This is a genomic window from Pseudomonas sp. BN414 (assembly GCF_029871275.1).
In the GTDB taxonomy this organism is placed as follows: Bacteria; Pseudomonadota; Gammaproteobacteria; order Pseudomonadales; family Pseudomonadaceae; genus Metapseudomonas; species Metapseudomonas resinovorans_C.
Genome location: NZ_SSOL01000049.1, coordinates 1 through 22699 on the forward strand (window position 1 = coordinate 1; position 22699 = coordinate 22699).

A 22699-nucleotide genomic window follows, 5' to 3' on the forward strand; every position below is an offset into this window, starting at 1 on the left:
GGCGAGGAGCTCACGACGGCGCAGTGGATCGAGGTGTTCCGCCAGGGCCGCGAACTGGGCGCCGCGCAGCTGGGCTTTTCCGGCGGCGAGCCGCTGGTGCGCCAGGATCTTGAGGAATTGATCCGTGCCGCCCGCGAGCTGGGTTACTACACCAACCTGATCACCTCCGGCATCGGCCTCACCGAGGCGCGCATCGAAGCCTTCAAGGACGCCGGGCTGGACCATATCCAGATCAGCTTCCAGGCCGCCGACGAGGCGGTGAACAACCTGCTGGCCGGCTCGCGCAAGGCCTTCGCGCAGAAGCTGGCGATGGCCCGCGCGGTGAAGGCGCAGGGCTACCCGATGGTGCTGAACTTCGTCATCCACCGGCACAACATCGACCAGATCGAGCGGATCATCGAGCTGTGCCTGGAACTGCAGGCGGACTTCGTCGAACTCGCCATCTGCCAGTTCTATGGCTGGGCCGAACTAAACCGCGCCGGGCTGCTGCCGACGCGCGAACAATTGCAGCGCGCCGAGCGCATCACCAATGAGTATCGGGCCAGGCTGGCGGCGGAAAAGCACCCCTGCAAGCTGATCTTCGTCACCCCGGACTACTACGAGGAACGCCCCAAGGCCTGCATGAACGGCTGGGGCAGCCTGTTCCTCGATATCACCCCGGACGGCACCGCGCTGCCGTGCCACAGCGCGCGCCAGTTGCCGGTGCAGTTCCCCAATGTGAAGGAGCACTCGCTGCGGCACATCTGGTACGAGTCCTTCGGCTTCAACCGCTTTCGCGGCTATGACTGGATGCCCGAGCCGTGTCGCTCCTGCGACGAGAAAGAAAAGGACTTCGGCGGCTGCCGCTGCCAGGCCTTCCTGCTTACCGGCGACGCCAGCAATGCCGACCCGGTCTGTTCCAAATCGCGCCACCACGGCCAGATACTGGCGGCCCGTGAAGAGGCGGAGCATGCTGCCAAGCCGCTGGAACAGCTGACCTATCGCAACGAGAAGAATGGCCGGCTCATCGCCACGAGCCGCTGAAACCATGAACAGCCGACACGTCCCCGCACCCAGCCCTTTGCGTACCCGCCTGGATAACGGCCTGGAGCTGGTTCTGCTCCACCAGCCCGGCCTTGGCCGGGCCGCTGCCGCCCTGCGGATACATGCCGGAAGCCATGATGCCCCGCAGGCCTATCCCGGCATGGCGCACTTCCTCGAACACCTGGTTTTTCTCGGCAGCGCCCACTTCCCCTCGGGGCAGGGCCTGATTCCCTTCGTCCTGGCCCAGGGCGGCGAGGTCAATGCGACCACCCGTGAGCGCCATACCGACTTCTTCTTCGAGCTGCCGCGCAGCGCCTTCGATGGCGGGCTGGCGCGGCTCTGCGACATGATCGCCGCGCCCGCGCTGACCCTGCCCAGCCAAGAGCGGGAGCGCGAGGTGCTGCATGCCGAATTCCTCGCCTGGTCACGCGCCGACGGGCGCAGCGCCCTGCCACTGGCGGCCAGCCTGCCTCGGACCCATCCTTCTGCGCGCTTCCATGCCGGCAATCGCTACAGCCTGCCGATCCGCCAGCCGGCCTTCCAGGCGGCCCTGCACGAACACCATCGCCATTTCTACCGAGCCGGCCAGAAGACCCTGGTGCTGGCGGGACCGCAACCGCTCCATGAACTGCATTGGCTTGCGCAGCGCCACGCGTCCCAGCTTGGCAGCGCCCCGCTGCTGACACGTCCAGCGACACCCGCCCTCTTTCCCCTGCGGCAAGGCCTTGCGCCCGCGCCTTCCGACTCCGACCTGAGCCTGGCCTTTGTCCTCGACAGCCTGCCGCGAGATGCCGAAATGGCCCTAGACTTCATCGCCTTCTGGCTGGCTCATGAGGGACCTGGCAGTTGGTTCGGCCATCTTCGCGAGGCCGGGATTGCAGAGCGGCTGGACCTCAAGCCGTCCAAGGTCGGAGACCGCCAGGCCATCCTGCAACTCAATCTGCAACTGGCCCGACCGCCATCCGCCGACCAGCCGGATGCCGTGGCCCTGCTGTTCAGCTGGCTGGAATTCTTTGCCGGCCTGCCGGACAAGGACGCCTTGTTGGGCGAGTACGTTCGTGTGCAACTGCGTCAGTTGGAATCCATGGGACCATTGGCAGTGGCGCGGCACTGGCTGCGCAGTGACCGGCAGTTGCCTGGTTCCGGCCGAAAGATACTGACCGCCCTCCCCGCCGTGCTGGCGCAATTGAAGCCGGCGCAGCTGGTGCATCTGCGCGGCGGTCTTGCACGCTCCCCCAGCGCGTCCTCAACCGAATGGCAGGTCCCCCCTGCCAACCGTTTCCTGCGCGAGGAGGAATGGCCCCGCATTGCACCCGCCGACCTGACCGAGCACGCACCAGCCAGCCTGCGGATTGCACCTGATCCACCCGGCCCCGGCGGTCAGGGCGCCCTCTTCCTGCGGTGGCGCGCCGCCTCGGCCATCCCTGCGCAACCCCGATTGCTGGCGATGCTGCGCACGAGGCTCGCCCCAGTCATTGCTGAAGCGCGGCAAGCCGAACTGGAAATCCGCCTGCTCCAGCAGCAAACGGATTGGGAGATTGCCTTCAGTGGAATCGCTCGCGTGATTCCATCGGCACTGCAAGCCGTACTCGAACCGCTCCAGGTCATGCCGACGCTACCGTCCGTATTACCTGGGCCGGGGAAACCCAGGGGCATCCTCATCCAGCAAATGTTCCACCGCCTGGATCAGGGCACAGAAGCGGATTCCACTTTCACCGCCGAGGAACTGGAATGTGCATGGCATGACTTCTGGCAGTCGGCTGCCTGGGATGGGCTCGCGTTTGGACTGGATGCCCGCACGCAGGCCCAGGTAATCGCTCAGGCCCGTGCGCTGCCCGGCCGATCCATCGGTCCGCTTCCCTCGATGGGACCCAATCCTGCCGGATCGTGCTGGACACCCTTCGAAACCGCCGACCCGCAACACGCCCTCCTGCTGTTCTGCGCCCAACCCGGCCAGGACACGCTGACCGAGGCGACCTGGCGCGCGCTCGCGCAACTCATCGAGCCGGCCTTTTTCCAGCGCATGCGCACCGAGCTGCAATTGGGCTACGGCGTCCTGTCAGGCTATCGGCGAATACGTGGACGGCCCGGCATCCTCTTCGGGCTCCAGTCGCCCTCCATCCCACCGGAGGAATTGCTTCACCTGATCGAGCACTTCCTCGCCGCATTTTCAGAGCCGCTGGCAACACTGAAACCGCTGACGCTCCGACACGGCATCGCCCACCTCAGTACCCAATTCGACGACCCCCGCCAGGCCGCCGAACAGCAATGGCAAGCCTGCAAAGGTGGCCAGGTACCCGGCCTGCAGCAGCTGCGCGATGCCATGTCGCTATTGAGCGCGGATGACTTGATGCGCGGCCTGAACTACCTGCGGCAATCGCGGAATGAATGGGTGTGCATGGCGAGCTGCAAACCGGGGGAATGAGTCCAGGGATGACGCGGTACGCAACCGAAGCGCTCCCCCCGCCATGGGGCCGGCGAGCAGCGAGCCCGACAAGCCCTGGCTATCGTCCGGTCGGAAGTAACGCCGAGGTACGACTGCTTCCGCCACTGACGAGGTATGGGCCGATAGCGGCAGTCAGAACCATCAGCACAATAGGGACGAGCAGCAGAATCCCCAGACCGAAGCTGTCGACCAGCAGAGAGATGGCGGCCGGGCCTACAAGCATTCCAGAGAATCCAACACAGTTGACGATTCCGATGTTCCTGCCTGCGTTCCTTGGATCCTTCCTACCAGCGCTGGACAGAAGCAAAGGTGCCAGGCAGGACATGCCGAGCCCAAATAGCGCGAATCCGGCCAACGCAAAACGAGCATCGCCGAGTTGTGCGAGCAGCAGACCAACAAGCGAAACCAACGCGCTGGCCAGGACCACGCGGGCCGCACCGAGTCGCTGGGTGACGCGGTCGCCCATCAGCCGCCCGATGAACTCAGCGCCCGTGAAGCAACTGATAGCCAACCCGGCAAACGCCGTGGTTGCACCCAGTTCGCGGTGAATGAACTCCTGCCCCCAGTCCCCCACTGCCCCTTCGCCCACCATTACCGCCAACAGCAGCAGGCCAAAGCCGAACATCAGCAGGAACAGGCCGCGTCCCGGCTGCCCTTCGTGACCGAAATCCTCGCTGGAGGTTCCGTCGGGGTCTGCAAGGACATCGTCTTTCTCCAGCATGAAGTTGCTGAATCCCAGGCTGAGCAGCAAGAGCAACGCCCCGGTAGTAGCGAAGGCAACCATCGCACTCTGCGGATACACGCCTGCGAAGTAACTCCCGAGCATGCCGAACAGGAATCCGCCAAGGGAGAAGCACGCGTGGAAACTGGACATGATGGGACGCCCGTAGAAACGCTCGACCTGCACGCCGTGTGCGTTCAACGCCGTCTCGGTCGCCCCGCGGAATGCCCCGAGCAACATGCCGACGAACAGCGCGAACCAGAAATCGCTGGCAAAGCCCAGGGGAATGATCGAAAGCGGATAGAGAATTACCGCGATGCGCACGATGCTGCGTGCGCCGTACTGGTCCAGCAAGCGGCCGGTGAACAGCGCACCTGCTGCAGCACCCGCGCCGATGCCAAAGGCAATCATTCCAAAATCGAGGTCGCCCCCACTGCCGGAAAGGCCCAGCTGATGTCGGAAGGCACTGACGCCCGTGGACCAGATGTACATCATGCCCCCGATCATCATGAAGGCGAGGATCGTGGCAATACGGGCGAGTTGGATTCTGCGAGGAATCCTCGAGTTGTTTCTTGTCATTGTTCTGAACAACCTGCCGAAGAGATCGTGATGCAGCCGCATCACGCCAAAGAAAAGGGTATGCGCCGGGAAGGAATCTAACCTCCCCGGCATGCCAGGCACCATCCCAGCGGATAGCCGGGCGGCGAATGGCATTCAAATTGGATGAAAAGACACCGGATAGCCTTGTGAGCCTCCCGGGAAAATCGCGCCGAGCGATTCAGCGCGTGCAGCGGTCTACTTCTCGGCCTCGTAGCGTGCGCGGTTCTCCGCATTGGGCGGATAAAGGCCCGGCAACGAAGCCCCCGCCTCCACCTGCCCCATGATCCACCCCTCCAGGCGCTCCTGTTCGGCGGCAATCGCTACCACTTCATCCAGCAGTCCCTTGGGAATCAGTACGGCGCCGTCGTCGTCGACGACGATCACGTCATCCGGGAAGACAGCGACACCGCCACAGGCAATTGCCTCCTGCCAGTTCACGAAAGTCAGGCCGGCGACCGATGGCGGCGCCGCTACACCCTGGCACCACACGGGCAGGCCGGTACCCAGCACCCCGGCGATATCACGCACAACGCCATCGGTGATCAGCGCCGCCACGCCGCGTTTGTGCATGCGAGCACAGAGGATATCGCCGAAAATCCCGGCATCGGTGATACCCATGGCATCGACCACCGCGATGCAGCCCTCAGGCATGGACTCGATCGCCGCGCGGGTGGAGATAGGCGAAGACCAGGACTCAGGCGTCGCAAGATCCTCCCGAGCCGGCACGAAGCGCAGGGTGAAGGCGCGCCCGACCAAGCGCGGCTGGCCAGTACGGATAGGTCGCGTGCCACGCAGCCAGACATTTCGCAGTCCTTTCTTCAGCAGGACAGTGGTCAGCGTTGCAGTAGAGATGCCACTCAGGATTTCGCGAATGGATGGATCGAGAGTCATCGCCATGTCCTCAGATGCTGGAGATCAACCCGCCATCCACGCGGATGACGGAACCGGTGATGTAAGAGGCGCAACCGCTAGCCAGGAATGCCACGGTGTCTGCGTACTCCTGGGGTTCGCCATAACGGCCCACGGGAATCGAATCGGTACTTTCCCTGGAGACCTCCTCAACGCTGCGCCCTTCCCGCTCCGCCTTCTTCTGGTCGAGGAAGCGGATTCGGTCAGTGGCGATTCGCCCGGGAAGGATGATGTTGCTGGTGATGCCATCGCGGGCAACCTCGCGGGCGAGGGTCTTCGACCAGCCCACCAGCGACAGGCGCAAGGTATTGGAAATGCCCAGGTTGGGAATCGGCGATACGACACCGGATGAAGTGCTGGTGATGATTCGCCCCCACTTCCGGTCGCGCATGCCCGGCAACAGCCGATCGGTGATGGCGATCACCGAAAGCACCATGGACTGGAACTGCTTCTGCCAGAGCGCCGGATCCTGACCGGACACCGGCGTCGGCGGCGGGCCACCGGTATTGTTCACCAGGATATCGACGCCCCCGAAGCGGGCTTCGATCGCCCCGACATTGGCCTCCAACTGAGCGATGTCCCCCAGATCCCAGGCCAGTGCCATACCCTGGCCACCCGCGGAAATGACCCCATCCAGGGTCGATTGGGCGGCCTGCAGATCGATGTCGGCCACGACCAGATTCGCCCCTTCCGCAGCCAGCGTGCGGGCAATGGCGCCACCCAGTCCCCCACCACCACCCAGCACCAGCGCGGTCCTGCCTTTCAATTGAAGATCCATGCTTTGTCCTCTTTTCAGACCGGGCTCCAAAGGAGAGCCCTAGGTATCGGTGCATAGCGGCTACCCGAACTTCAGGCAGCCGAACCCGTGGCCGGAAAGCCTTGCTCCCCGGCTTGTTCAACAATCAGAGTTAATCGGGACGCGCTGCCAGGGCCTCCTCCACGGCAAGGCCAGCGCAGAGCACCTTGTCGTCATCTCCGTGAAGCGCGGAAAACAGCACGGATGTCGGTAATCCCTGGGGATCGCGGCCGGAGGGTACCGCCAGCCCCGGCATGTTCAGGAAGCTTCCGATCATGGTCAGGGAAAGCGTTGCCATGTTCGTGGCTGCAAACAGGCTGTCGTCCTCTTCCAGGGGGGCCAGGGGAGGTGCGACATGCCTGACGGTCGGCATTACCAGAATCGCATCGCCAAGCTCTTCGGAAATGGCGTGAATCAATCGCTGCCGGGCTGCACGGATGCTCGCCACCCGTGCTTCCGGAATATCTCCGGCACTCCGCAGACGGCTGCTCACGCGGCGGTCAATGGATGCGCCTCGTTCTCCCTGAACCACATCCTTGAGCAAGGCCCACCCCTCGATTGCGCCCAACCAGCCATCTCTGGGAATCAACTGGCGCACTTCCTCGAGCGTATTGAGGTGCCGCTGTTCGACGACGGCCCCTCGCCTTTCCAGGCATGCCATGACCCGGAGCAGGTTGTCACGCACGGATGGCTGCAATCCCCTGTCAGCCAGAATTCCCGTATCGACGACAAACCGGACTTGAGTCAGTGTCGAGGCTTTCAGGGTCGGCTCGGGGAGGCCCCGCATCGCCGCATCGATCAACACACAATCACGGACGCTTTGGGCAATCGGGCCGAGGCTGTCCAGGCTGTGCGCGAGCGGATGGACACCGGCCATCGCGTATCGTTCAGGGGAACTCTTGAACCCCACCAGACCGTTGAAGGCGGCCGGCACCCTTATTGAACCGCCGGTATCGCTTCCCAGGGCCGCCGTAACTATTCCGCGCTGTACCGCGACAGCCGATCCGGCTGAGGATCCTCCCGGAGCCCTTCGCCCCAGGCCAGGGAAATCCGGCGTAGGCGTTCCGAAGTGAGGGTTGAGTCCCAGCCCTGAGAACGCCAACTCGCTCAGGTTGGTCTTGCCCAGGGCGATCATGCCCTTCGCCCTCAGCGCAGCGACCACGGCAGCATCGGAATTCGCGGGTGCAACATCCAGACGTGTCAGCGACCCAGCCAGGGTTTTGCTTCCGCAGATATCGAAGAGGTCCTTGATGGCGAGAGGAATCCCGTCCAGTGGGCTGAGTTGTTGCCCGCATGCGCGACGCGCATCGGATGCCACGGCCTGCTCAAGCGCCTCATCGACGAAGAGTTCGGTAAAAACGTGCGTGCTCGACTTTGCCCGCTCCAGCGCGACCCGCACCAGTTCCACAGAGGTGACCTCGCCCCGGGCGAGAGCAATGGATGTATCTGCCAAAGTAACCATGGATTCCTCGAATACGGCTCTAAGGGATAACCGAAGCGCTGCACTGGCTCAGCGCAGTTCCGCAATCAACTCCACCTCGACACAGGCGCCGCTGGGAATCTGCGCAACACCAAAGGCGCTTCGAGCGTGCTTGCCGGCATCACCGAAGATCTCCTCCAGCGTTTCCGAGAAACCGTTGGCGACAATGTGGTGCTCGCGGTACTCCGCGCTGCTGTTGACCAGGCAGAGCACCTTGAGGATGCGGGCGATGCGATTCAGATCGCCTGTCGCCGCCTGCAGCGTGCCAAGCACATCGACGGCAATGGCGCGAGCGGCACCAACGCCAGTCGCCGTATCCATGTCCCTGCCGAGCTGCCCTACCCAGGGTTGCCCTGCCTGTTTGGCAATATGACCGGACAGGAACAGCAACTTCCCCGACTCGACAAAGGGAACATAAGCGGCAACAGGCTTCCCCGGCGGATTCAACTTTATTCCAGCAGCAGCAATACGCTCATAGATGCAGCTTGCATCGCTCATGATTAAATCTCTTAAATTACGAAAACAATTAATAAAGCCAAAAACAGCAACTAGAAATAATCAACTTTCAACTCAAGATTCAGGCAACTTACGACTTGATACAAGTCACTCTTTTTGGATAACCTGTAAATCAAACTAACGCTTCAGCGACGTGATCAGGGAGCCCCCCAATGCCCAGCATTCCTCCGCTTGCCAGCCTTCGTGCCTTCGAAGCTGCGGCCCGCTTGCGCAGCGTCACCAAGGCCGCAGCAGAGCTGAATGTCACGCACCCCGCGATCAGCCATCAGATCAAGCAGCTGGAAGATCATTTTGGTGTGCAGATGGTGCAACGCGTCGGACGCGGGATCATTCCCACGCCGATCGGCGAGCAGCTCTCAAATCTATTGACAGATTCCTTCCAGCAGATTGAGAACTTCTGCGACGAAGTCATCCGCTCCAAGAAAGGAAAGTCTCTCGCCGTAGCCTCGGTGGCATCTTTCGCTTCACGCTGGCTGATACCCAGACTTCCGAAGTTCATGGCAGCGCATCCGGATATCGATATCAGGGTTATTTATGCACCCCATGAAATATTCGAAATGCGTAGTGATTGCGATGTCGTCATTCGTTATCAGGAACATCCAGCCGCTGCGAACGAAGTTGGTGTCGAACTCTTCTCGGGCGAATCCCGCCCACTCTGCAGTCCGTCCTTCCTCGCCCGTTATGGCGACCTCTCGACGCCGGAGAAACTGGCCCAGGTGCCTCTGCTGCATGACAACGATCGCGCCGTCTGGGCCTCCTGGTTCGAGTCGGCCGGAGTGAAACTCACTGCACCGCTGGCAGGCATCATCTATGAAGATTTCAATCTCATGAGTACTGCTGCCATCGCGGGCCACGGCGTGGCCCTGTGTCCGGTGGAGCTGGTACGTGAAGACATCGCCCAGAACAACCTGGTGGTGCTGTCCGACATCGGGGTCAAATGCGACGGCAACTACCTGCTGCTGCACCGCAAGGTACCCAGCAACACCGTCCTGACGTTCCGCGACTGGCTGCTCAAGGAAGTGAAGCGCGGCGGAAGCAAGCCGGCTCGCAGCTGAGCATCACGGCTCCCTCGCAAGGAGGGAGCCTTTCCCTTAGAAGTCGAACAACCGGCCAAACCCCTTTATCGACGCTGCGACCTTGCCAAGGCGCAGCGCATGCCAGAAGGCTGCCTGGTTACTTGAAATCACGAACTTGCCCGTTTCCTGCTCGAGCCTGTCGATGACATTCAGCGAGCGGATTGCCGTGCAGGACAGGAAAATCGCATCCACGTCCTGCCAGTCGAGCGCCAGAGCCTGCTGCAACAACACCTCCTCGCTGATCCGGGCGTGGGTGTCGTCCACGTCGACACCGAGGCAGGCGGCACTGTGCACCTCGAAGCCATTGGATTCGATGAACTCCACGGCCGACTCGGTTACCGACACCGTGTAGGGAGTCAGCATGGCAATGCGTTTCGCACCTATGGCGCGCAGGGCCTCGACCACTGCAATCGCCGGGTTCGTCACCGGGATGCCTTCCCGACCGAGCTGTACAGCAGCTTCCACTTCTCGCGTACCGATCAGCATCGATGCCGCTGTGCAACCGAATACCGCCACATCTAGCCGGGAACGAGGCAGGATGAGGCGGGCGATATTGGGCAGATCGCGCTCCAGCTCACGGAAGGTTTCCTCCGAGTTCGGCTCACGCAGGCGTATCCGCGTGGTAAACACCGCCACATCGTCAGTGGAGGCCATCCGATGAAAATCACGCTCGATGGCCACATCAGCTGAAAGGGCGATCAGGCCGACCCGGAGTCGTTCGCCATAGGCCGGACCATCAGGCGCCGGAATTTCGATCTTGTTGATTAGGGCTGTCATGGTGGTCCGTCTTCAGAAGTAGGTACGTATGGCCGAGCGGACGCTGTAGTCGTCATCCACTACGGGAATCAGTTGCCATTTGTCGAAGGTGGTACAGGGGTGGGAGATGCCAAAACCGATCAGGTCGCCGACCCTCACATCGGACTGTGAATCGCACTGCACGAACGCATGCTGGTCATTGAGCCGCGTCACCCGATAGTCCTCACCCAGGGGCTGAGGCAAGTTGCCCTGCCCCTGCCGGTAATGCAGGCGTGCCACCGGCAGTTCGAAGTCGAAACTGATATCCCGCTTGCCCACGGTGACGATGAAGGTATTGGGCTCCGGGCGAGACTGCACGATGCCCCAGACCTCCAAGGCGCCCGCCAGGTGCGGGGCGATACCCCCCAGGGCGGGATCACGTGCGATGAGACGTTCGAAGGCTCGGGCGTAGGCCAGGTGGTCATGGGCCAGGTAGCAACCGCTGCGGATCACCACCACCTGCCCTTGTGGTGCCCGCCACTCCCTGAGCCGCTTCACGACGATGTCGAAGTACTCGGAGCCACCACTGGAGAGCACGACCTCGCCCGGCGCGAACCAGCCAGCGGCGAGGCAATCGCTGGCGAGCCCCAGCATGACTTCAAGCATTCCCTCGATGCGCGGAAGCTTCTCCTCCTCCGGCACGCCGGGAAAGACACTTTCGTATGATTCAAGCCCCCGGAGTTCGAGAACCTCGCTGGCGAAGATGCGTTGTGCGAGCTGCCGCGCTTGCGCGGCATCCCGCAGGCCCGTGCGTCCGCCCGGCGCCCCGACCTCCAGCAGCACGCCGAGACGACGCTGCAAGACCCTGCCCTGCGCGCCTTCCAACAACGCATCAAGGGAAGAATCCGAGTCGACGATCACCAGCAACTCGGCGCCGTCGACACGTTCCAGTTCATCGAACAGCAAGGCCACGTTCTGCCGGCCGACGACCTGATTGGCAATCAGGATGCGGGTTACCCCGAACTTCCGAAGGACTGCCACCTGGTTCGCGGTGGCAGCGGTCAACGCCCAGGCGCCGTCCTCCAGTTGCGTCCGAAAGAGCTGGGGGGACATGGTGGTCTTCACGTGCGGAGCGAGCCTCGCGCCGGTCAGGTCGAGGAATGCCTTCATCCAGGTGCGGTTGTTTTCCAGCGCAGACGCCTTCAGTACCGCAACGGGAAACGCCAGGTCCTGGCGCAGCAAGTTCCAGCCCTGGCGACCGATCTCGCGAAACTGAATCGGTGCCAGGGTGGGTGGGAGCCCCTTGCAGGTGCCGTCCACCGTTTGCGAATCCAGCGCATCCATGGCCCGCTCGAATGCGGCCGGAAGCTTGGGTCTGGTCTCAGTCATGATTCGGTCCGTCATGCCAGGTAACGCAACGCGATATCCGCGAAGATGTGCGCGGACGCTTCGAGCTTGGTGATTTCGACGTACTCGTCCACCGACCCGCTTTTGCCCACTTCTCCTGGACCAATGATCACCATGGGCACATCGAGGGCCGGCGCTATCACCGCAGCATCGGAATAATAGGAAACACCGGTAACCACGGGCTCGACGCCACGCTCACCGGTGACCGACGAGACGCACAACGAGACGAAGGGGTGATCCAGCGGCGTATCGATCGGCGGCTTCTCGTCGACCACTTCCAGGGTCACATGCGGTCCGGCGATCGCCTGGAACTGCCCGAGGACATCCTCGGCGGTGAGGCCGGGAATGGTGCGGATATCGATGGATGCGGTGCACTCGGGCGCAATCAGCGGCCAGGAAATGCCGCCCTCGATCAAACCGACGTTCACCGTCGGCGACCCCAGCATCGGATGCACCGCGGACTGGATCTCCAGGTCGCGAACGCGGCAGAGAAACTCCGCCATCCGCAGGATTGCGCTGCCGCGATCACCCGTCCGATCCGCAGAAAACGCGTTGTGCCCGTACTCGCCCTTCGCCGTGGCCTTGATCCAGAGCGCGCCTTTCTCGGCCGTGAAAACATCAAGGGAAGTCGGCTCGCTCACCAGCAGCGCACCCGCTCCCGTGAGCGCTCCGCTCTCCACCAGGTGCTTGGCACCCAGGCAACTGGAGTTCTCCGCCGCACTGAAGGCCAGGATCAGGTCACCCTGGAGCTCGTCCTTGCGCTGCTGCATGGCGATGCCCGCGACCACCATTGCGGCCAGCGCGGCTTTCATGTCAGTGGAACCGCGACCATAGAGACGGCCATCCTTCACGACGGCGCCGAAGGGCGGCACGCTCCATTCGGATTCGATGACGCTGATGGTGTCCAGATGCGCAGAGAAGATCAGCGCCGGACGATTGCCATTCCCCTTGATGCGGGCCACGACATTCGCGCGGTTCTCGCCGATGGACTGCAACTCGCTCTCGATGCCGAAATCGGACAGCACAGAGGCAACCAGCTGGGCCGCCGGCAACTCGTTACCCGGCGGATCGAACGTGACCAGCTGAATCAGTCGGCGGGATAGATCGAGAAGCAGGGTGTTGTCGATATTGCTCATGAAACCTTATCTCCAGGTCAGTGGCTGTCGATTGCTCGTCCTTGCGGAGAAACGCATCGAGTCGCGTGTTGATCGGTATGGCGAGGGCGTTGGTTAATGCCCGCTGCCGACCATTGGAGTCAGTTAAAGGTCTCCGAGGCTGCGGCTCAATTGATTAAATTTGCGTACCTGTAAGCTGGGTTTACAGCACAGCGAGGCCAGTAACGGTGCGGCCTGGAGACAGCCGTGTGCGCATAAAAAAACTGCCACCGCACCTGGGTAAGGCGCGGCGGCAGAAACGTGGAAATCGAATCGGGCTTGGTGGATCAGGAGGCGTTGAAGTGCCCCCAGGCATCCGGACTGTTGTAGGTGGTGATCTGCTTGAGCTCGAGGAACTCATGCATGCCCCACTGCCCCAACCCCCGCCGGAAACCACTCTGCTTCACACCACCCCAAGGCGCCTGGATGAACGCTGGGCCCGAGCAGTTGGCCCAGACGATACCTGCCACCAATTGCCGTGCGACCCTTTCCCGGCGTTCAGCATCATTGGACAGCACCGCCGCCGCCAGTCCGTACTGGCTGTCGTTGGCAAGCTCGATTGCCTGATCCTCATTGCTGAACCTGGACACGCAGAGCACCGGGCCGAAGACTTCCTCCCGCCACAACACATTGTCGCGGGCAACATCGAGCACAACCGTCGGTGAGTAGAAGTAGCCCGTTTCCAGGTTCGCAGGAACATCACCACCGCAAAGCAGTCGCGCCCCCTGAGCCACACCCTGTCGGACCAGGCGAGCAACACGGTCGCGCTGTGCGACGCTGATCAGCGGCCCCACCTGGGTCGACGCCTCCAAACCGGGGCCAACGCGCAGGCCACTCGCGGCGCGCTGCAGCTTCTCCACCAGCGCGTCGAAGATCGTGTCCTGCACAAGCACGCGGCTGGTGGCAGCGCAGACCTGTCCCTGGTTGTACATGGAGCCCATGAGGATCCATTCGATGGCGTGGTCGAGGTCGATATCGTCGAAGACGATCATGGCCGACTTGCCACCCAGCTCCAGTGCCAGGTCACCGACAAGATTGGCACGCGCCTGCATGACCTTGCGACCTGACTCCGTGCCACCAGTGAAGGACACCTTGGCGATCCCGGGGTGAGCCGCCACGGCGGCTCCGCATTCGCTGCCAAGCCCGCAGACTACGTTAAGAACGCCAGCCGGCAGCCCCGCCCCCTCGGCGATGCGCGCCAGGCGCAGGGTGGTCAGGGACGCCAATTCGGAAGGTTTCAGCACCACTGCGCAGCCAGCCGCCAGGGCCGGTGCCACTTTCCAGGCCGCGTTGACCAGAGGGAAGTTCCAAGGAACGATGAGCCCCACGACGCCTGCCGGTTCATGGCGCAGCTTCACGTCGAAGCGCGGATCGGACACCTGGACCGGCGTGCCCTGTTGACCATCGAGACCCTCGGCAAGTGTCGCGTAATACTCGAAGCAGGCCACGGCATCGCCCATGTCGTAGCGCGCCTCGGTAATGGTCTTTCCACAATCGCGCACTTCCAGCTCCGCCAATGCGTCGGCCTGCGACTGGATACCGCTGGCAATGGCACGCAGCAGGCCAGCCCGATACGCACCGCTGGTGCGGAGCCATCCGGCCCGCAGGGCCGCATGGGCGGCTTCTACGGCGGCGTCGACTTCTTCTGCACCGCTACGCGGGATTTCGTCGAAGATCTCGCCAGTAGCTGGGTCGATTACCGGCAAAGTCTCGCCGGACAGGCTCTGGCACCAGAGCCCGTTAATGAAATTGAGGTTCTGCATTGTTGCTTTCTCAAGTCAGCTGGTGGGTAGCTGTCGTAGAGCCTCAGGCCGGAATCTTCAGGCCTTTTTTGCGCTCTTCGACAATGAGCTCCGCAGCGCGCTCGCCGATCATGATCGAGGGCGCATTGGTGTTGCCGCCGACGATGGTCGGCATGATTGACGCGTCGACGACTCGCAGCCCCGACACCCCATGGACCCGCAACCTGGCGTCAACCACCGCCATATCGTCACTGCCCATCTTGCAGGTACCGACCGGGTGGTAATGGCTGCCGGAGAGGTAGCTCATGTACTCATCGATCTGGGTGTCGGTGGTGCAATTGCGGCTTTCCTCGAGCTCCTCGCCCACCAGGGCCTTGAGCGGCCCCTGGTTGAAGAGCGCGCGGGCCAGCCGGAACGCGCGACGATTCACGGCCTTGTCGCGCTCGTCGGAGAGGAAGCGATGGATGATCCTCGGCGGGTCCATCGGATTGGCGGAATTGAGTGTGACCTCCCCACGGCTCGCAGGACGGCAGACCGCCCATTGGATCGCCAGCGCATGGCGGCGCGGCCATGGATCGTTCGCACTGTTGGGATTGACCGCACTGGGGAACATCAGGAACTGCACGTCCGGGCGGGAAAGCTCCGGCAACGTCTTGACGAAGGCGAGCGCGTTCATCGGGAAAACAGAGAAGGGCCCCTCGCGGCGGACGACATACTGCAGCAGAGCCGAAACGGCATTGACCGGATTCATCAGGCGGTAGTAGGTATCGTCCGTCCTGCTTTCGAACTGGATGGTGGAGCCGAAATGATCCTGGAGATTGCGCCCGACTCCAGGCAGTGCATGCCGGGTAGTGATGCCGTGCTCGGCAAGCATCGCCGGATCGCCGATCCCGGAGAGCATGAGCAATTGCGGAGACTGGTAGGCACCGGCGCAAAGCACCGTGTCCAGTCGCGCATGGAAGGCCACATCCCTGCCTTTGTGACGGACCAGGGCACCCTCGCAACGGCCACCGGCAAGCAGCAACTGGCGCACAAGCGCGCCCGTCATGACAGTCAGGTTGGGGCGCTCACGGGCTGGACGCAGATAGGCGCGCGCGGATGAGCAACGAGCTACCGACTCGTGTGTGTGGGTGAACTGCGACCAGGCGAAACCCTCCTGGCTGGGCCCGTTGTAATCCGGATTGAAGACAAACCCCATGCTGGTACCAGCATCGATGAACGCCTGGTAGACGCTGTGCTGGTAGTGGCCGAATGAAGTCTCCAGCGACCCCTGGGTGCCGCGAAGTGGACTCGGCCCCGACTCCCAGCGCTCGGAACGCATGAAGCATGGCAGCACGGAGTCGAATCCCCAGCCCGGATTTCCCAACGCCTCCCACTCGTCGTAGTCCTGGGCGTTGCCTCGGACGTAGAGCTTGCCGTTGATCGAAGAGCTGCCTCCCAGCACCCGGCCGCGGGGCAGGTCGAAACGTTGCCCCTTGAGTTCAGGCTCCGGCTCCGACTTGAAGGCCCAGTCGTAGCGGCTACCAACGGTCACGGCCTCGCCGAGGGGAAAGGAGAATCGCGGGTCCCAATCCTTCGGACCTGCTTCGAGCAGCAGCACCGAGACCGCTGGGTCTTCCGAGAGACGGCCCGCCAGGGCACAGCCTGCCGAACCTGCACCGATGATGATGTAGTCGTATTGATTGGAGCGACTCATGCTTTCTTCCCCGAAACCCGTTTCTCGCCGGGTGTTAGCTTGTTGACGGCGGCACGCACGGTGCGATCCACCGAGATGGCCAGTGCTGCGATCCCCAGGCCGGCGATCAGGCCCTGCCCCGGTTGTACGCGGCCAATGGCCGAAAGTGTTTCCGCCTCGAGCCCCTGGGCACCTACCAGGGCTACCACGATCAGCATCCCGAACGACAGCATGATGGTCTGGTTGATTCCGAGCAGCATCTGCGGGAAAGCCAGCGGAAGTTGCACATGGAAGAACTCCTGCAATGGCGTGCAACCGTTCATGCGGGCGACTTCCTTGTACTCTCCCCCCACCTGCTGGAGGCTCGCGGCGATGTAACGACTGACCGGTGCCAGGCCGAACAGGACGATGGCGACGAACGCGGCGAAATCACCCACCTCGAAGAGCACGACGACCGGGATCAGATAAACGAAGGCGGGGAGCGTCTGCAGCGTGTCCGCGAAGACTTCCAGGACCGCATGCGCCTTGCGATTGCGTCCGGCAACTATGCCGAGCGGGATACCCAGGACGATGGCGGTCAGCGTCGAAACCATCACCAGGTAAAGCGACAGCATCGCCTTGGGCCAGAGACCGAACAGAGCAACCACACCGAGCAGGATCACAACCATCACGGCCAGCTTGCGGCCGCCGACCGCCAGCGCTATTCCAGCCATTCCAAGGATGCTGGCGAGCCAACCGAACGAGGCGAAGAGCTCACGAGCGGGACGCAGGAGCCACGAGATCATCCCGTCGCGGAACGTCGACAACTCCGACTGGTAAGCCAGGTTGAAAATGCGTAGCTGCTGGTTGAGGAATTTGCCGGGCTGGAACTCCAACGCGCTGGGGAACTGGGCAGCCTGAGGAAAGAGCCATGCAACGGCGACGCCCAGCAGCAGAATGCCCAGGCACAGCGCAAGCGTCGGCATGCCTCCCCGCCCGTGTATCTGTTCCGGGCGGCGCATGACCCAGACACGGCAGGCACGATCGATGGCGATGGCCATCAAGGTGATCGCCACTCCCGCTACCAGGGCGCCTCCCAGGCGCATGGATTTCAGCCCCTTGAGCACCTCGGCACCCAGGCCCTCGCCGCCGATGATCGCGCAGATAATCACGGTGGAGAACGTCAGCATGATGACCTGGTTCAGGCCGGTCAGCAGCGTCGCCCTGGCTGCAGGCACCTGCACGTTCCAGCAGCGCTGGCGCGGCGTGCAACCCGTGATTTCCGCCAGTTCGATGATCGAGCGCGGGGTGCGACGCAGCGCAAAGGTCGTGACCCGGGCCATGGGCGGCATCGCATACACCACCAGGGCGACGAGACCCGCCACTGGGCCGAAGCCGAAGAACACCACGATCAGCACCAGGTAGGAGAAGATCGGCAGTGTCTGCATGGTGTCGTAGATGGGTTCCAGGATCGCTTCCGCCGTTGGGTGCCGGTAGGCCAGGATCCCGAGCAACAGACCGACTCCGCAGCCGATGGGGATCGCCACCATGACTGTCACCAGGGTACGTAACGCCGATTCCCAAAGACCGGTGAACAGGAAGTACACCAGGCAGACGCCTACCAGCAGCGCCAGGCGCGGGCCGCCGAAGCGCAGGCTGGCAATCAGGAACACCAGCGTTACGGAGAACCACGGAATAGCGGGGATACGGACAGGATCGCTACCAAACGCGCTGAACCTGAAGCCTTCCGCCAACAGGCCCGAGAGAATCTGCTCCGGAAACGACAGCACGGATGCGATGGCCCGGGAAATTTCGACGATGGACCAGGGACCGATGCTGAGACCGGTTACCACGCCGAGAAAGCGCGTGACATAGCCGCCGGCATCCACGGTCCAGCCTTCAGGAAAAACCCGCGCCCATTCGAGCTGATTGAGCATCATCAGCAAGCTGAGGACTATCGCCGACATGCCGACGATCACCAGGGTGCGCAGTCGTCTGACATGGCGTCCCTGGCTCGCCGATACACTGTTTTGCGGGGAAGCCTGCTCCGCGAGCTGATTGGTCATGGCACGACTCGTCATTTCTTCAACCACTTCGAGTAGGAAGCTCGGGATACCTGGCCGATAACCTGGCCGCTGGCGTCCACCACGGCGATGGGACGGTCAGACTCGATCAGGCGTTGGGCGGCCTGGCCGATCTTGAGGTCCAGGCTGAGTGGCGACTCGTTGTCCATATCACCGGAAACCGGCTCCAGCAGGGCCCGCAGGGAAACGACTTTCTCCCGCGGGATGTCCTGTACGAACGCCCTTACATAGTCATTGGCTGGCCTCAACACCAGGTCTTCGGCAGTGCCGATCTGCAGGATCTCCCCGTGCTGCATGATCGCGATCCGATCACCCAGACGGACAGCCTCGTCAAAGTCGTGGGTGACGAAGACGATCGTCTTGCGCAGGGTCGATTGCAGGCGAATGAACTCGTTCTGCATCTCCTTGCGAATCAATGGGTCCAGGGCGGAGAAGGGTTCATCGAGGAACCAGATGGCAGGGTCGGTCACCAGACTCCTGGCGATGCCGACGCGCTGCTGCTGTCCGCCCGACAGTTCGTGCGGATAGAAAGACTCGCGGCCACCCAGACCGACCAGTTCAAGGACTCGCCGGGCCTCCTGCAGCCGTTGCTCGCGGGGCGTTCCGTTCATTCGCAGCGGAAATGCGATGTTCTCCAGGACGCTCAGGTGCGGCAGCAGGCCGAAGTTCTGGAAGACCATGCTGATCTTGCGCCGGCGGATATCACGCAATTGCTGGCTGGTCGCGGAAGCCAGCGACTGGTCGGCAATCATCACCTCGCCACAACTGAGCGGATACAACCCGGTGAGGCAGCGAAGCAGCGTGGATTTGCCCGATCCCGACAGCCCCATCAGGATGAAAATCTCACCCTCCCGGACGTCGAAACTGGCCTCGCGCACGCCGGTAATGAAACCCAGCTTGTCGAGGGTTTCCGCATCACGCGGCTGGTTTTCGTTCTTCAGGTACGTCTCGCAGTCGCTGCCGAAAACCTTCCAGACATCGACGGCCTTCAGTGCAAGTGACTCGTTGTTCAGTACAGAGGTCGACACAATCATTACTCCCACGAAATTCGATACTCACCGGTTCGGCGTCCGCCTCTGGCAGAGCCGTAGAACGGCAAATCGCTATTTCGCCCAGCCTTGCACCTGGTCTTGATGAGCAGAGATCCAGGTGTCGGCCTCCTCCTCGGGGGAACTTCCTTCGTTGTCGATCTGGTCCATCGCGCTGGCGACGGCTTCCTTGTCCAGCGAAAGATTGCGCAGGATCTTTTCTGCGACTGGAATGCGCGCGAAGGCGCCCTTGTTGCCCAGCTTCAGCACATCGACCTCCAGACGGGAGTCCGGAAACTGCACGAACGAACCCGGGTGCTTCTCGGTGAACCAGTTAGGTGTGTACATCCACCCGAGAATCGGTTGCTTGCGGTCGATGGCACCCTGGAAGGTCGCAAGAAGGGCAGCCGGGGAGCCGGAGTTCACCAGGGTCAACGGCAAGCCGAACTGACCGATCCGCTCATCCGAGCGGGAACCCCAATCGGCCGGCGCATCGACGAATCGCCCCTTGGGTGCCGTGCCCGCCGTTGCGAGCGCCTCTACACACTTGGGCTGTTTCAGCGCTTCCCACGAAGGCAAGCCTGGGCAGGACTGCGTCAGGTACTCGGGGAACCACCAGCCCTCGGTGACTTTCACTCCGGTCGGACCGTAATTGGTGACTTTGCCGGAGGCCAGTGCGGCCTTGGTCATCTCGACACCCGTTGTCTGCCACGCGCCCAGCGTTGCGTCGATATCGCCGGTCTGGACCGCGGTGTACTGGGCTGCGGAATCCACGGTGACGTACTTGACCTCGTAGCCAGCCTGCTTGAGCGCCTGGCCATACACAGCAGCAATGAAGTCCGAATCCGAGGAATTGATGAATGAGATTTTCACGGGCTCGGCCACTTCGGGAACAGCGGCCTGAACCGATGCAGAGACAACACCCAGCGATGCCATGACACAAGCGATCATCCGGACAGAATTTCGTTTCTTCATTCTCAAACGCCCTCAATGGAATTGTTGTTGATGGATTGGGCAGCATTGATTGGTCGCGGGCACTTGGGGTGCTCGCCAGGTTCCTTCCTGGTCTTCTCCCCGGCAACGCTCTCGTCATTCGGTAAATCCGGATAACAGAAGCGCTTGCCGTGAAATCACAATGCCCCTCGGACACGGCACCAACAAGTCACTTTTTTTGGCCATCTGTAAACGCCATGAACAGGTCTTAAAGCCCAGCGCACAAGGGCTCCTGCGCGTTCTGAACGTCCTGCGGCGAGTTGCGGGAGTCGCTACCGGATGCCTTCGAGAATGGAATGTCATGCATGAGTTTTCTCCGCTTTGGCGGTAGCCATACGACGCCTACCCTGGCATCACCTGGCAACCGCTCCTGAGGAAATTCAAATGCGCCTGACTTGCCACACCAACGGTGTTTTCCCCATAGCGCCGACTCCATTTCTGGAGAATGGCGCCATCGATGGAAACTCCATCGACCGACTACTGGACTTCTACCTGGCATCCGGCGCCAGCGGCCTTACCGTGCTGGGTCAGCTAGGTGAGGCTTCGAAACTCGAATATGCCGAGTCACTGGAAGTCGCCACCAGGATGATTCGCGGGGCAGGCAACCTGCCGGTCGTGGTAGGGGTGACGGCGCCGGGATTCGCGGCGATGCGCGCACTCACGAGTGAAGTCATGGATCGTGGCGCCGCCGGCGTCATGATCGCCCCACCCAACACGCTGAGAACCGACGAACAGATTTTCTCGTACTACAGCCAGGCCGTTGAGGCCATCGGCAGTGACGTGCCCTTTGTCCTGCAGGACTATCCACTGACCTTCTCGGTACAGATGTCGCCCACCGTGATCCGCCGCATCGTCAACGAGCTCGAGTCCTGCGTAATGCTCAAGCATGAGGACTGGCCAGGGCTGGAGAAGATCAGCGCGCTGCGGCGCTTCGAAAACGAGGGCAGCATGCGCCGCATATCCATTCTCTGCGGCAACAACGGCCTCTTCCTGGATCAGGAACTTCAGCGCGGTGCGGATGGGGCAAATACCGGCTATTGCTTCCCGGACATGCTTTGCGAAATGGTCACGGAAGTTCGCGCAGGCCGAGTCGAGCAGGCCCTCGACTTGTTCGATGCCCACCTTCCGTTGTTGCGTTACGAACAACAGCCTGGAGTTGGACTTGCAGTGCGCAAGTACGTGCTGATGCGCCGTGGACTGCTGCAAAGCGATCGCCAGCGGCGACCCTTCGCACCCTTGTCGGAACAGGCGGTATTTGAAGTCGAATTCCTGTTGGCCCGACTTGCGAAACGCGACCCTCGTGCCCGCCTCTAGTCAGGTCGAGCGCCTACAGTTCGTCGAGCAGCCATTGCCGGAATGCGATGAAAGCTTCGTTCATGACCTTCGGACAGGGGGCGACCAGGTAGTAACTGGTACCACGCAGCGACACCCCGTCGACCGGGACAGTCAGCACCCCGCTGGCCAACTCGTCCTCGACCAGAAAGCGCGGTACCAGCCCTGCGCCCAAACCGGCACAAACCGCCTGAAGCAGATGGGCAGTCAGCTCGAACTTCGGGCCCAGCGCCAGGGACTCCGTGCCAAGTCCCTGTGCCTGGAACCAGGATCGCCATAGATCCGGCCTTGCCGCCACCTGCAGGAGCTTGAGTGACGCCAAGTCTGCAGGCCGTCGCCATACTGCCGTGGATGCCAATCGTCCACTGACAACGGGCACCAGTTCTTCTTCGAACAATTGGTAGGCCGCGACGCTTGGCCAGCAACCATCTCCGACCACGATCGCGGCGTCCAGACCACTCCCGAAATCCACTGGTCCCACCCGGGAATGGATATGGATCTGGATGGATGGATTGACCGCGTAGAAGCGTGGAAGCCTTGGCAACAGCCACTTGGAGCCGAATGCAGGAAGGACGGCGAGATTCAGCACCAGAGCCTCCCCGCCCTGTTGCATCACACGCTCCGTTGCCCTTCGTATGCCGGACAGAGCAGTGGCTATCTCCGCCGCGTAGTTTTGGCCAGCCTGCGTCAGGGCTATCTGCCGCCCCGTCCGCTCGAACAGCTCCACCCCAAGGGATTCCTCCAGCACCTGCACCTGCCGGCTTACAGCACTCTGGGTCAGACAGAGCTCCCTGGCCGAACGCGTGAAACTCCCATGCCGGGCAGAAGCTTCGAAGGCAAGAAGTGACGACATGGATGGGCAGATCACGCGAGGATTCACTTGGTTTTTCCCTTGGAACGCTGGAGCGGGTTGGCCGCATCAGCAGCTTGGGTAGTACCAGGGAAAGGCACAAGTTAGCTTTGTTGAATGAAGGTAAGGCAGGTTGACGACTTCATGGAGACA

General features: G+C 62.1%; 18 protein-coding genes. 4 read left to right on the forward strand and 14 right to left on the reverse strand.

From position 1 onward, the window contains the following. Both pqqE and pqqF read left to right on the forward strand, forming a co-directional pair. Nucleotides 1-1023 (forward strand): pyrroloquinoline quinone biosynthesis protein PqqE (gene pqqE, locus E8E95_RS09405; protein WP_280349579.1); only part of this gene is annotated, 1023 nt, incomplete at its 5' end. A 4-nt stretch (nt 1024-1027) separates the two neighbouring features. Continuing rightward, the gene (gene pqqF, locus E8E95_RS09410; protein ID WP_280349580.1) at nt 1028-3448 is read left to right on the forward strand and encodes a pyrroloquinoline quinone biosynthesis protein PqqF; all 2421 of its coding nucleotides are present in this window, start codon (nt 1028-1030) and stop codon (nt 3446-3448) included. 79 nt (nt 3449-3527) lie between these two features. Here the strand turns inward: pqqF and E8E95_RS09415 are convergent, their stop codons facing one another. From E8E95_RS09415 to E8E95_RS09435, 5 genes are all read right to left on the reverse strand, one after another. Then, a complete protein-coding gene (locus tag E8E95_RS09415) occupies nt 3528-4862 on the reverse strand; it encodes an MFS transporter (protein ID WP_280349581.1) in 1335 nt (444 codons plus the stop codon). A 123-nt stretch (nt 4863-4985) separates the two neighbouring features. After that, complete coding sequence (locus tag E8E95_RS09420) at nt 4986-5681, reverse strand: ribonuclease activity regulator RraA (protein WP_280349582.1); 696 nt, start codon at nt 5679-5681, stop codon at nt 4986-4988. A gap of 10 nt (nt 5682-5691) precedes the next feature. Next, nucleotides 5692-6477: an SDR family oxidoreductase gene (locus tag E8E95_RS09425; protein WP_280349583.1), complete on the reverse strand. Its 786-nt coding sequence runs from the start codon at nt 6475-6477 to the stop codon at nt 5692-5694. Between the two features lie 130 nt (nt 6478-6607). Further along, complete coding sequence (locus tag E8E95_RS09430; protein ID WP_280349584.1) at nt 6608-7957, reverse strand: amidase family protein; 1350 nt, start codon at nt 7955-7957, stop codon at nt 6608-6610. A gap of 48 nt (nt 7958-8005) precedes the next feature. Further along, nucleotides 8006-8473, reverse strand: coding sequence for a RidA family protein (locus E8E95_RS09435; RefSeq protein WP_280349585.1), 468 nt, complete (start codon nt 8471-8473; stop codon nt 8006-8008). 170 nt (nt 8474-8643) lie between these two features. On the opposite strand from E8E95_RS09435, the gene E8E95_RS09440 reads away from it, so the two are divergent. Continuing rightward, entirely contained in the window at nt 8644-9546 is a 903-nt protein-coding gene (locus tag E8E95_RS09440; RefSeq protein WP_280349586.1) for a LysR substrate-binding domain-containing protein, read from the forward strand. A 36-nt stretch (nt 9547-9582) separates the two neighbouring features. Here E8E95_RS09440 and E8E95_RS09445 read toward each other — a convergent pair whose 3' ends face one another. From E8E95_RS09445 to E8E95_RS09480, 8 genes are all read right to left on the reverse strand, one after another. Continuing rightward, nucleotides 9583-10344 carry an aspartate/glutamate racemase family protein gene (locus E8E95_RS09445; RefSeq protein ID WP_280349587.1) on the reverse strand — a complete coding sequence of 254 codons (762 nt, stop codon included), beginning with the start codon at nt 10342-10344 and terminating at the stop codon, nt 9583-9585. Between the two features lie 12 nt (nt 10345-10356). Further along, nucleotides 10357-11691 (reverse strand): amino acid deaminase, encoded by a 1335-nt coding sequence (locus E8E95_RS09450; RefSeq protein WP_280349588.1) that lies wholly within the window; start codon nt 11689-11691, stop codon nt 10357-10359. Between the two features lie 11 nt (nt 11692-11702). Further along, nucleotides 11703-12845, reverse strand: a complete 1143-nt coding sequence (locus tag E8E95_RS09455; protein WP_280349589.1) for a M20 family metallopeptidase — start codon at nt 12843-12845, stop codon at nt 11703-11705. 305 nt (nt 12846-13150) lie between these two features. Further along, nucleotides 13151-14626 carry an aldehyde dehydrogenase family protein gene (locus tag E8E95_RS09460; RefSeq protein WP_280349590.1) on the reverse strand — a complete coding sequence of 492 codons (1476 nt, stop codon included), beginning with the start codon at nt 14624-14626 and terminating at the stop codon, nt 13151-13153. 43 nt (nt 14627-14669) lie between these two features. Beyond that, nucleotides 14670-16301 carry a GMC family oxidoreductase N-terminal domain-containing protein gene (locus tag E8E95_RS09465; protein WP_280349591.1) on the reverse strand — a complete coding sequence of 544 codons (1632 nt, stop codon included), beginning with the start codon at nt 16299-16301 and terminating at the stop codon, nt 14670-14672. After that, nucleotides 16298-18325, reverse strand: coding sequence for an ABC transporter permease subunit (locus tag E8E95_RS09470; protein ID WP_280349592.1), 2028 nt, complete (start codon nt 18323-18325; stop codon nt 16298-16300). Before E8E95_RS09470 ends, E8E95_RS09465 begins: the two co-directional genes overlap by 4 nt. An 11-nt stretch (nt 18326-18336) precedes the next feature. Beyond that, complete coding sequence (locus E8E95_RS09475) at nt 18337-19371, reverse strand: ATP-binding cassette domain-containing protein (protein WP_280349593.1); 1035 nt, start codon at nt 19369-19371, stop codon at nt 18337-18339. 75 nt (nt 19372-19446) lie between these two features. Then, complete coding sequence (locus tag E8E95_RS09480; RefSeq protein WP_280349594.1) at nt 19447-20346, reverse strand: glycine betaine ABC transporter substrate-binding protein; 900 nt, start codon at nt 20344-20346, stop codon at nt 19447-19449. 402 nt (nt 20347-20748) lie between these two features. Here E8E95_RS09480 and E8E95_RS09485 point away from each other — a divergent pair, with 402 nt between their 5' ends. Continuing rightward, entirely contained in the window at nt 20749-21678 is a 930-nt protein-coding gene (locus E8E95_RS09485) for a dihydrodipicolinate synthase family protein (protein ID WP_280349595.1), read from the forward strand. Between the two features lie 13 nt (nt 21679-21691). On the opposite strand, the gene E8E95_RS09490 is transcribed toward E8E95_RS09485, so the two are convergent. Further along, the gene (locus E8E95_RS09490) at nt 21692-22576 is read right to left on the reverse strand and encodes a LysR substrate-binding domain-containing protein (protein WP_280349596.1); all 885 of its coding nucleotides are present in this window, start codon (nt 22574-22576) and stop codon (nt 21692-21694) included. Between the last annotated feature and the right edge of the window lie 123 nt (nt 22577-22699).

What these genes read in the sequence shown, in the direction of transcription:
- E8E95_RS09430 (WP_280349584.1), bottom strand. Translation starts at nt 7,957, where the DNA reads ATGGTTACTTTGGCAGATACATCCATTGCTCTCGCCCGGGGCGAGGTC.
- E8E95_RS09455 (WP_280349589.1), bottom strand. Translation starts at nt 12,845, where the DNA reads ATGAGCAATATCGACAACACCCTGCTTCTCGATCTATCCCGCCGACTG.
- E8E95_RS09435 (WP_280349585.1), bottom strand. Translation starts at nt 8,473, where the DNA reads ATGAGCGATGCAAGCTGCATCTATGAGCGTATTGCTGCTGCTGGAATA.
- pqqF (WP_280349580.1), top strand. Translation starts at nt 1,028, where the DNA reads ATGAACAGCCGACACGTCCCCGCACCCAGCCCTTTGCGTACCCGCCTG.
- E8E95_RS09445 (WP_280349587.1), bottom strand. Translation starts at nt 10,344, where the DNA reads ATGACAGCCCTAATCAACAAGATCGAAATTCCGGCGCCTGATGGTCCG.
- E8E95_RS09440 (WP_280349586.1), top strand. Translation starts at nt 8,644, where the DNA reads ATGCCCAGCATTCCTCCGCTTGCCAGCCTTCGTGCCTTCGAAGCTGCG.
- E8E95_RS09485 (WP_280349595.1), top strand. Translation starts at nt 20,749, where the DNA reads ATGCGCCTGACTTGCCACACCAACGGTGTTTTCCCCATAGCGCCGACT.
- E8E95_RS09470 (WP_280349592.1), bottom strand. Translation starts at nt 18,325, where the DNA reads ATGACCAATCAGCTCGCGGAGCAGGCTTCCCCGCAAAACAGTGTATCG.
- E8E95_RS09460 (WP_280349590.1), bottom strand. Translation starts at nt 14,626, where the DNA reads ATGCAGAACCTCAATTTCATTAACGGGCTCTGGTGCCAGAGCCTGTCC.
- E8E95_RS09415 (WP_280349581.1), bottom strand. Translation starts at nt 4,862, where the DNA reads ATGCCGGGGAGGTTAGATTCCTTCCCGGCGCATACCCTTTTCTTTGGC.
- E8E95_RS09465 (WP_280349591.1), bottom strand. Translation starts at nt 16,301, where the DNA reads ATGAGTCGCTCCAATCAATACGACTACATCATCATCGGTGCAGGTTCG.
- E8E95_RS09420 (WP_280349582.1), bottom strand. Translation starts at nt 5,681, where the DNA reads ATGACTCTCGATCCATCCATTCGCGAAATCCTGAGTGGCATCTCTACT.
- E8E95_RS09450 (WP_280349588.1), bottom strand. Translation starts at nt 11,691, where the DNA reads ATGACTGAGACCAGACCCAAGCTTCCGGCCGCATTCGAGCGGGCCATG.
- E8E95_RS09425 (WP_280349583.1), bottom strand. Translation starts at nt 6,477, where the DNA reads ATGGATCTTCAATTGAAAGGCAGGACCGCGCTGGTGCTGGGTGGTGGT.
- E8E95_RS09480 (WP_280349594.1), bottom strand. Translation starts at nt 20,346, where the DNA reads ATGAAGAAACGAAATTCTGTCCGGATGATCGCTTGTGTCATGGCATCG.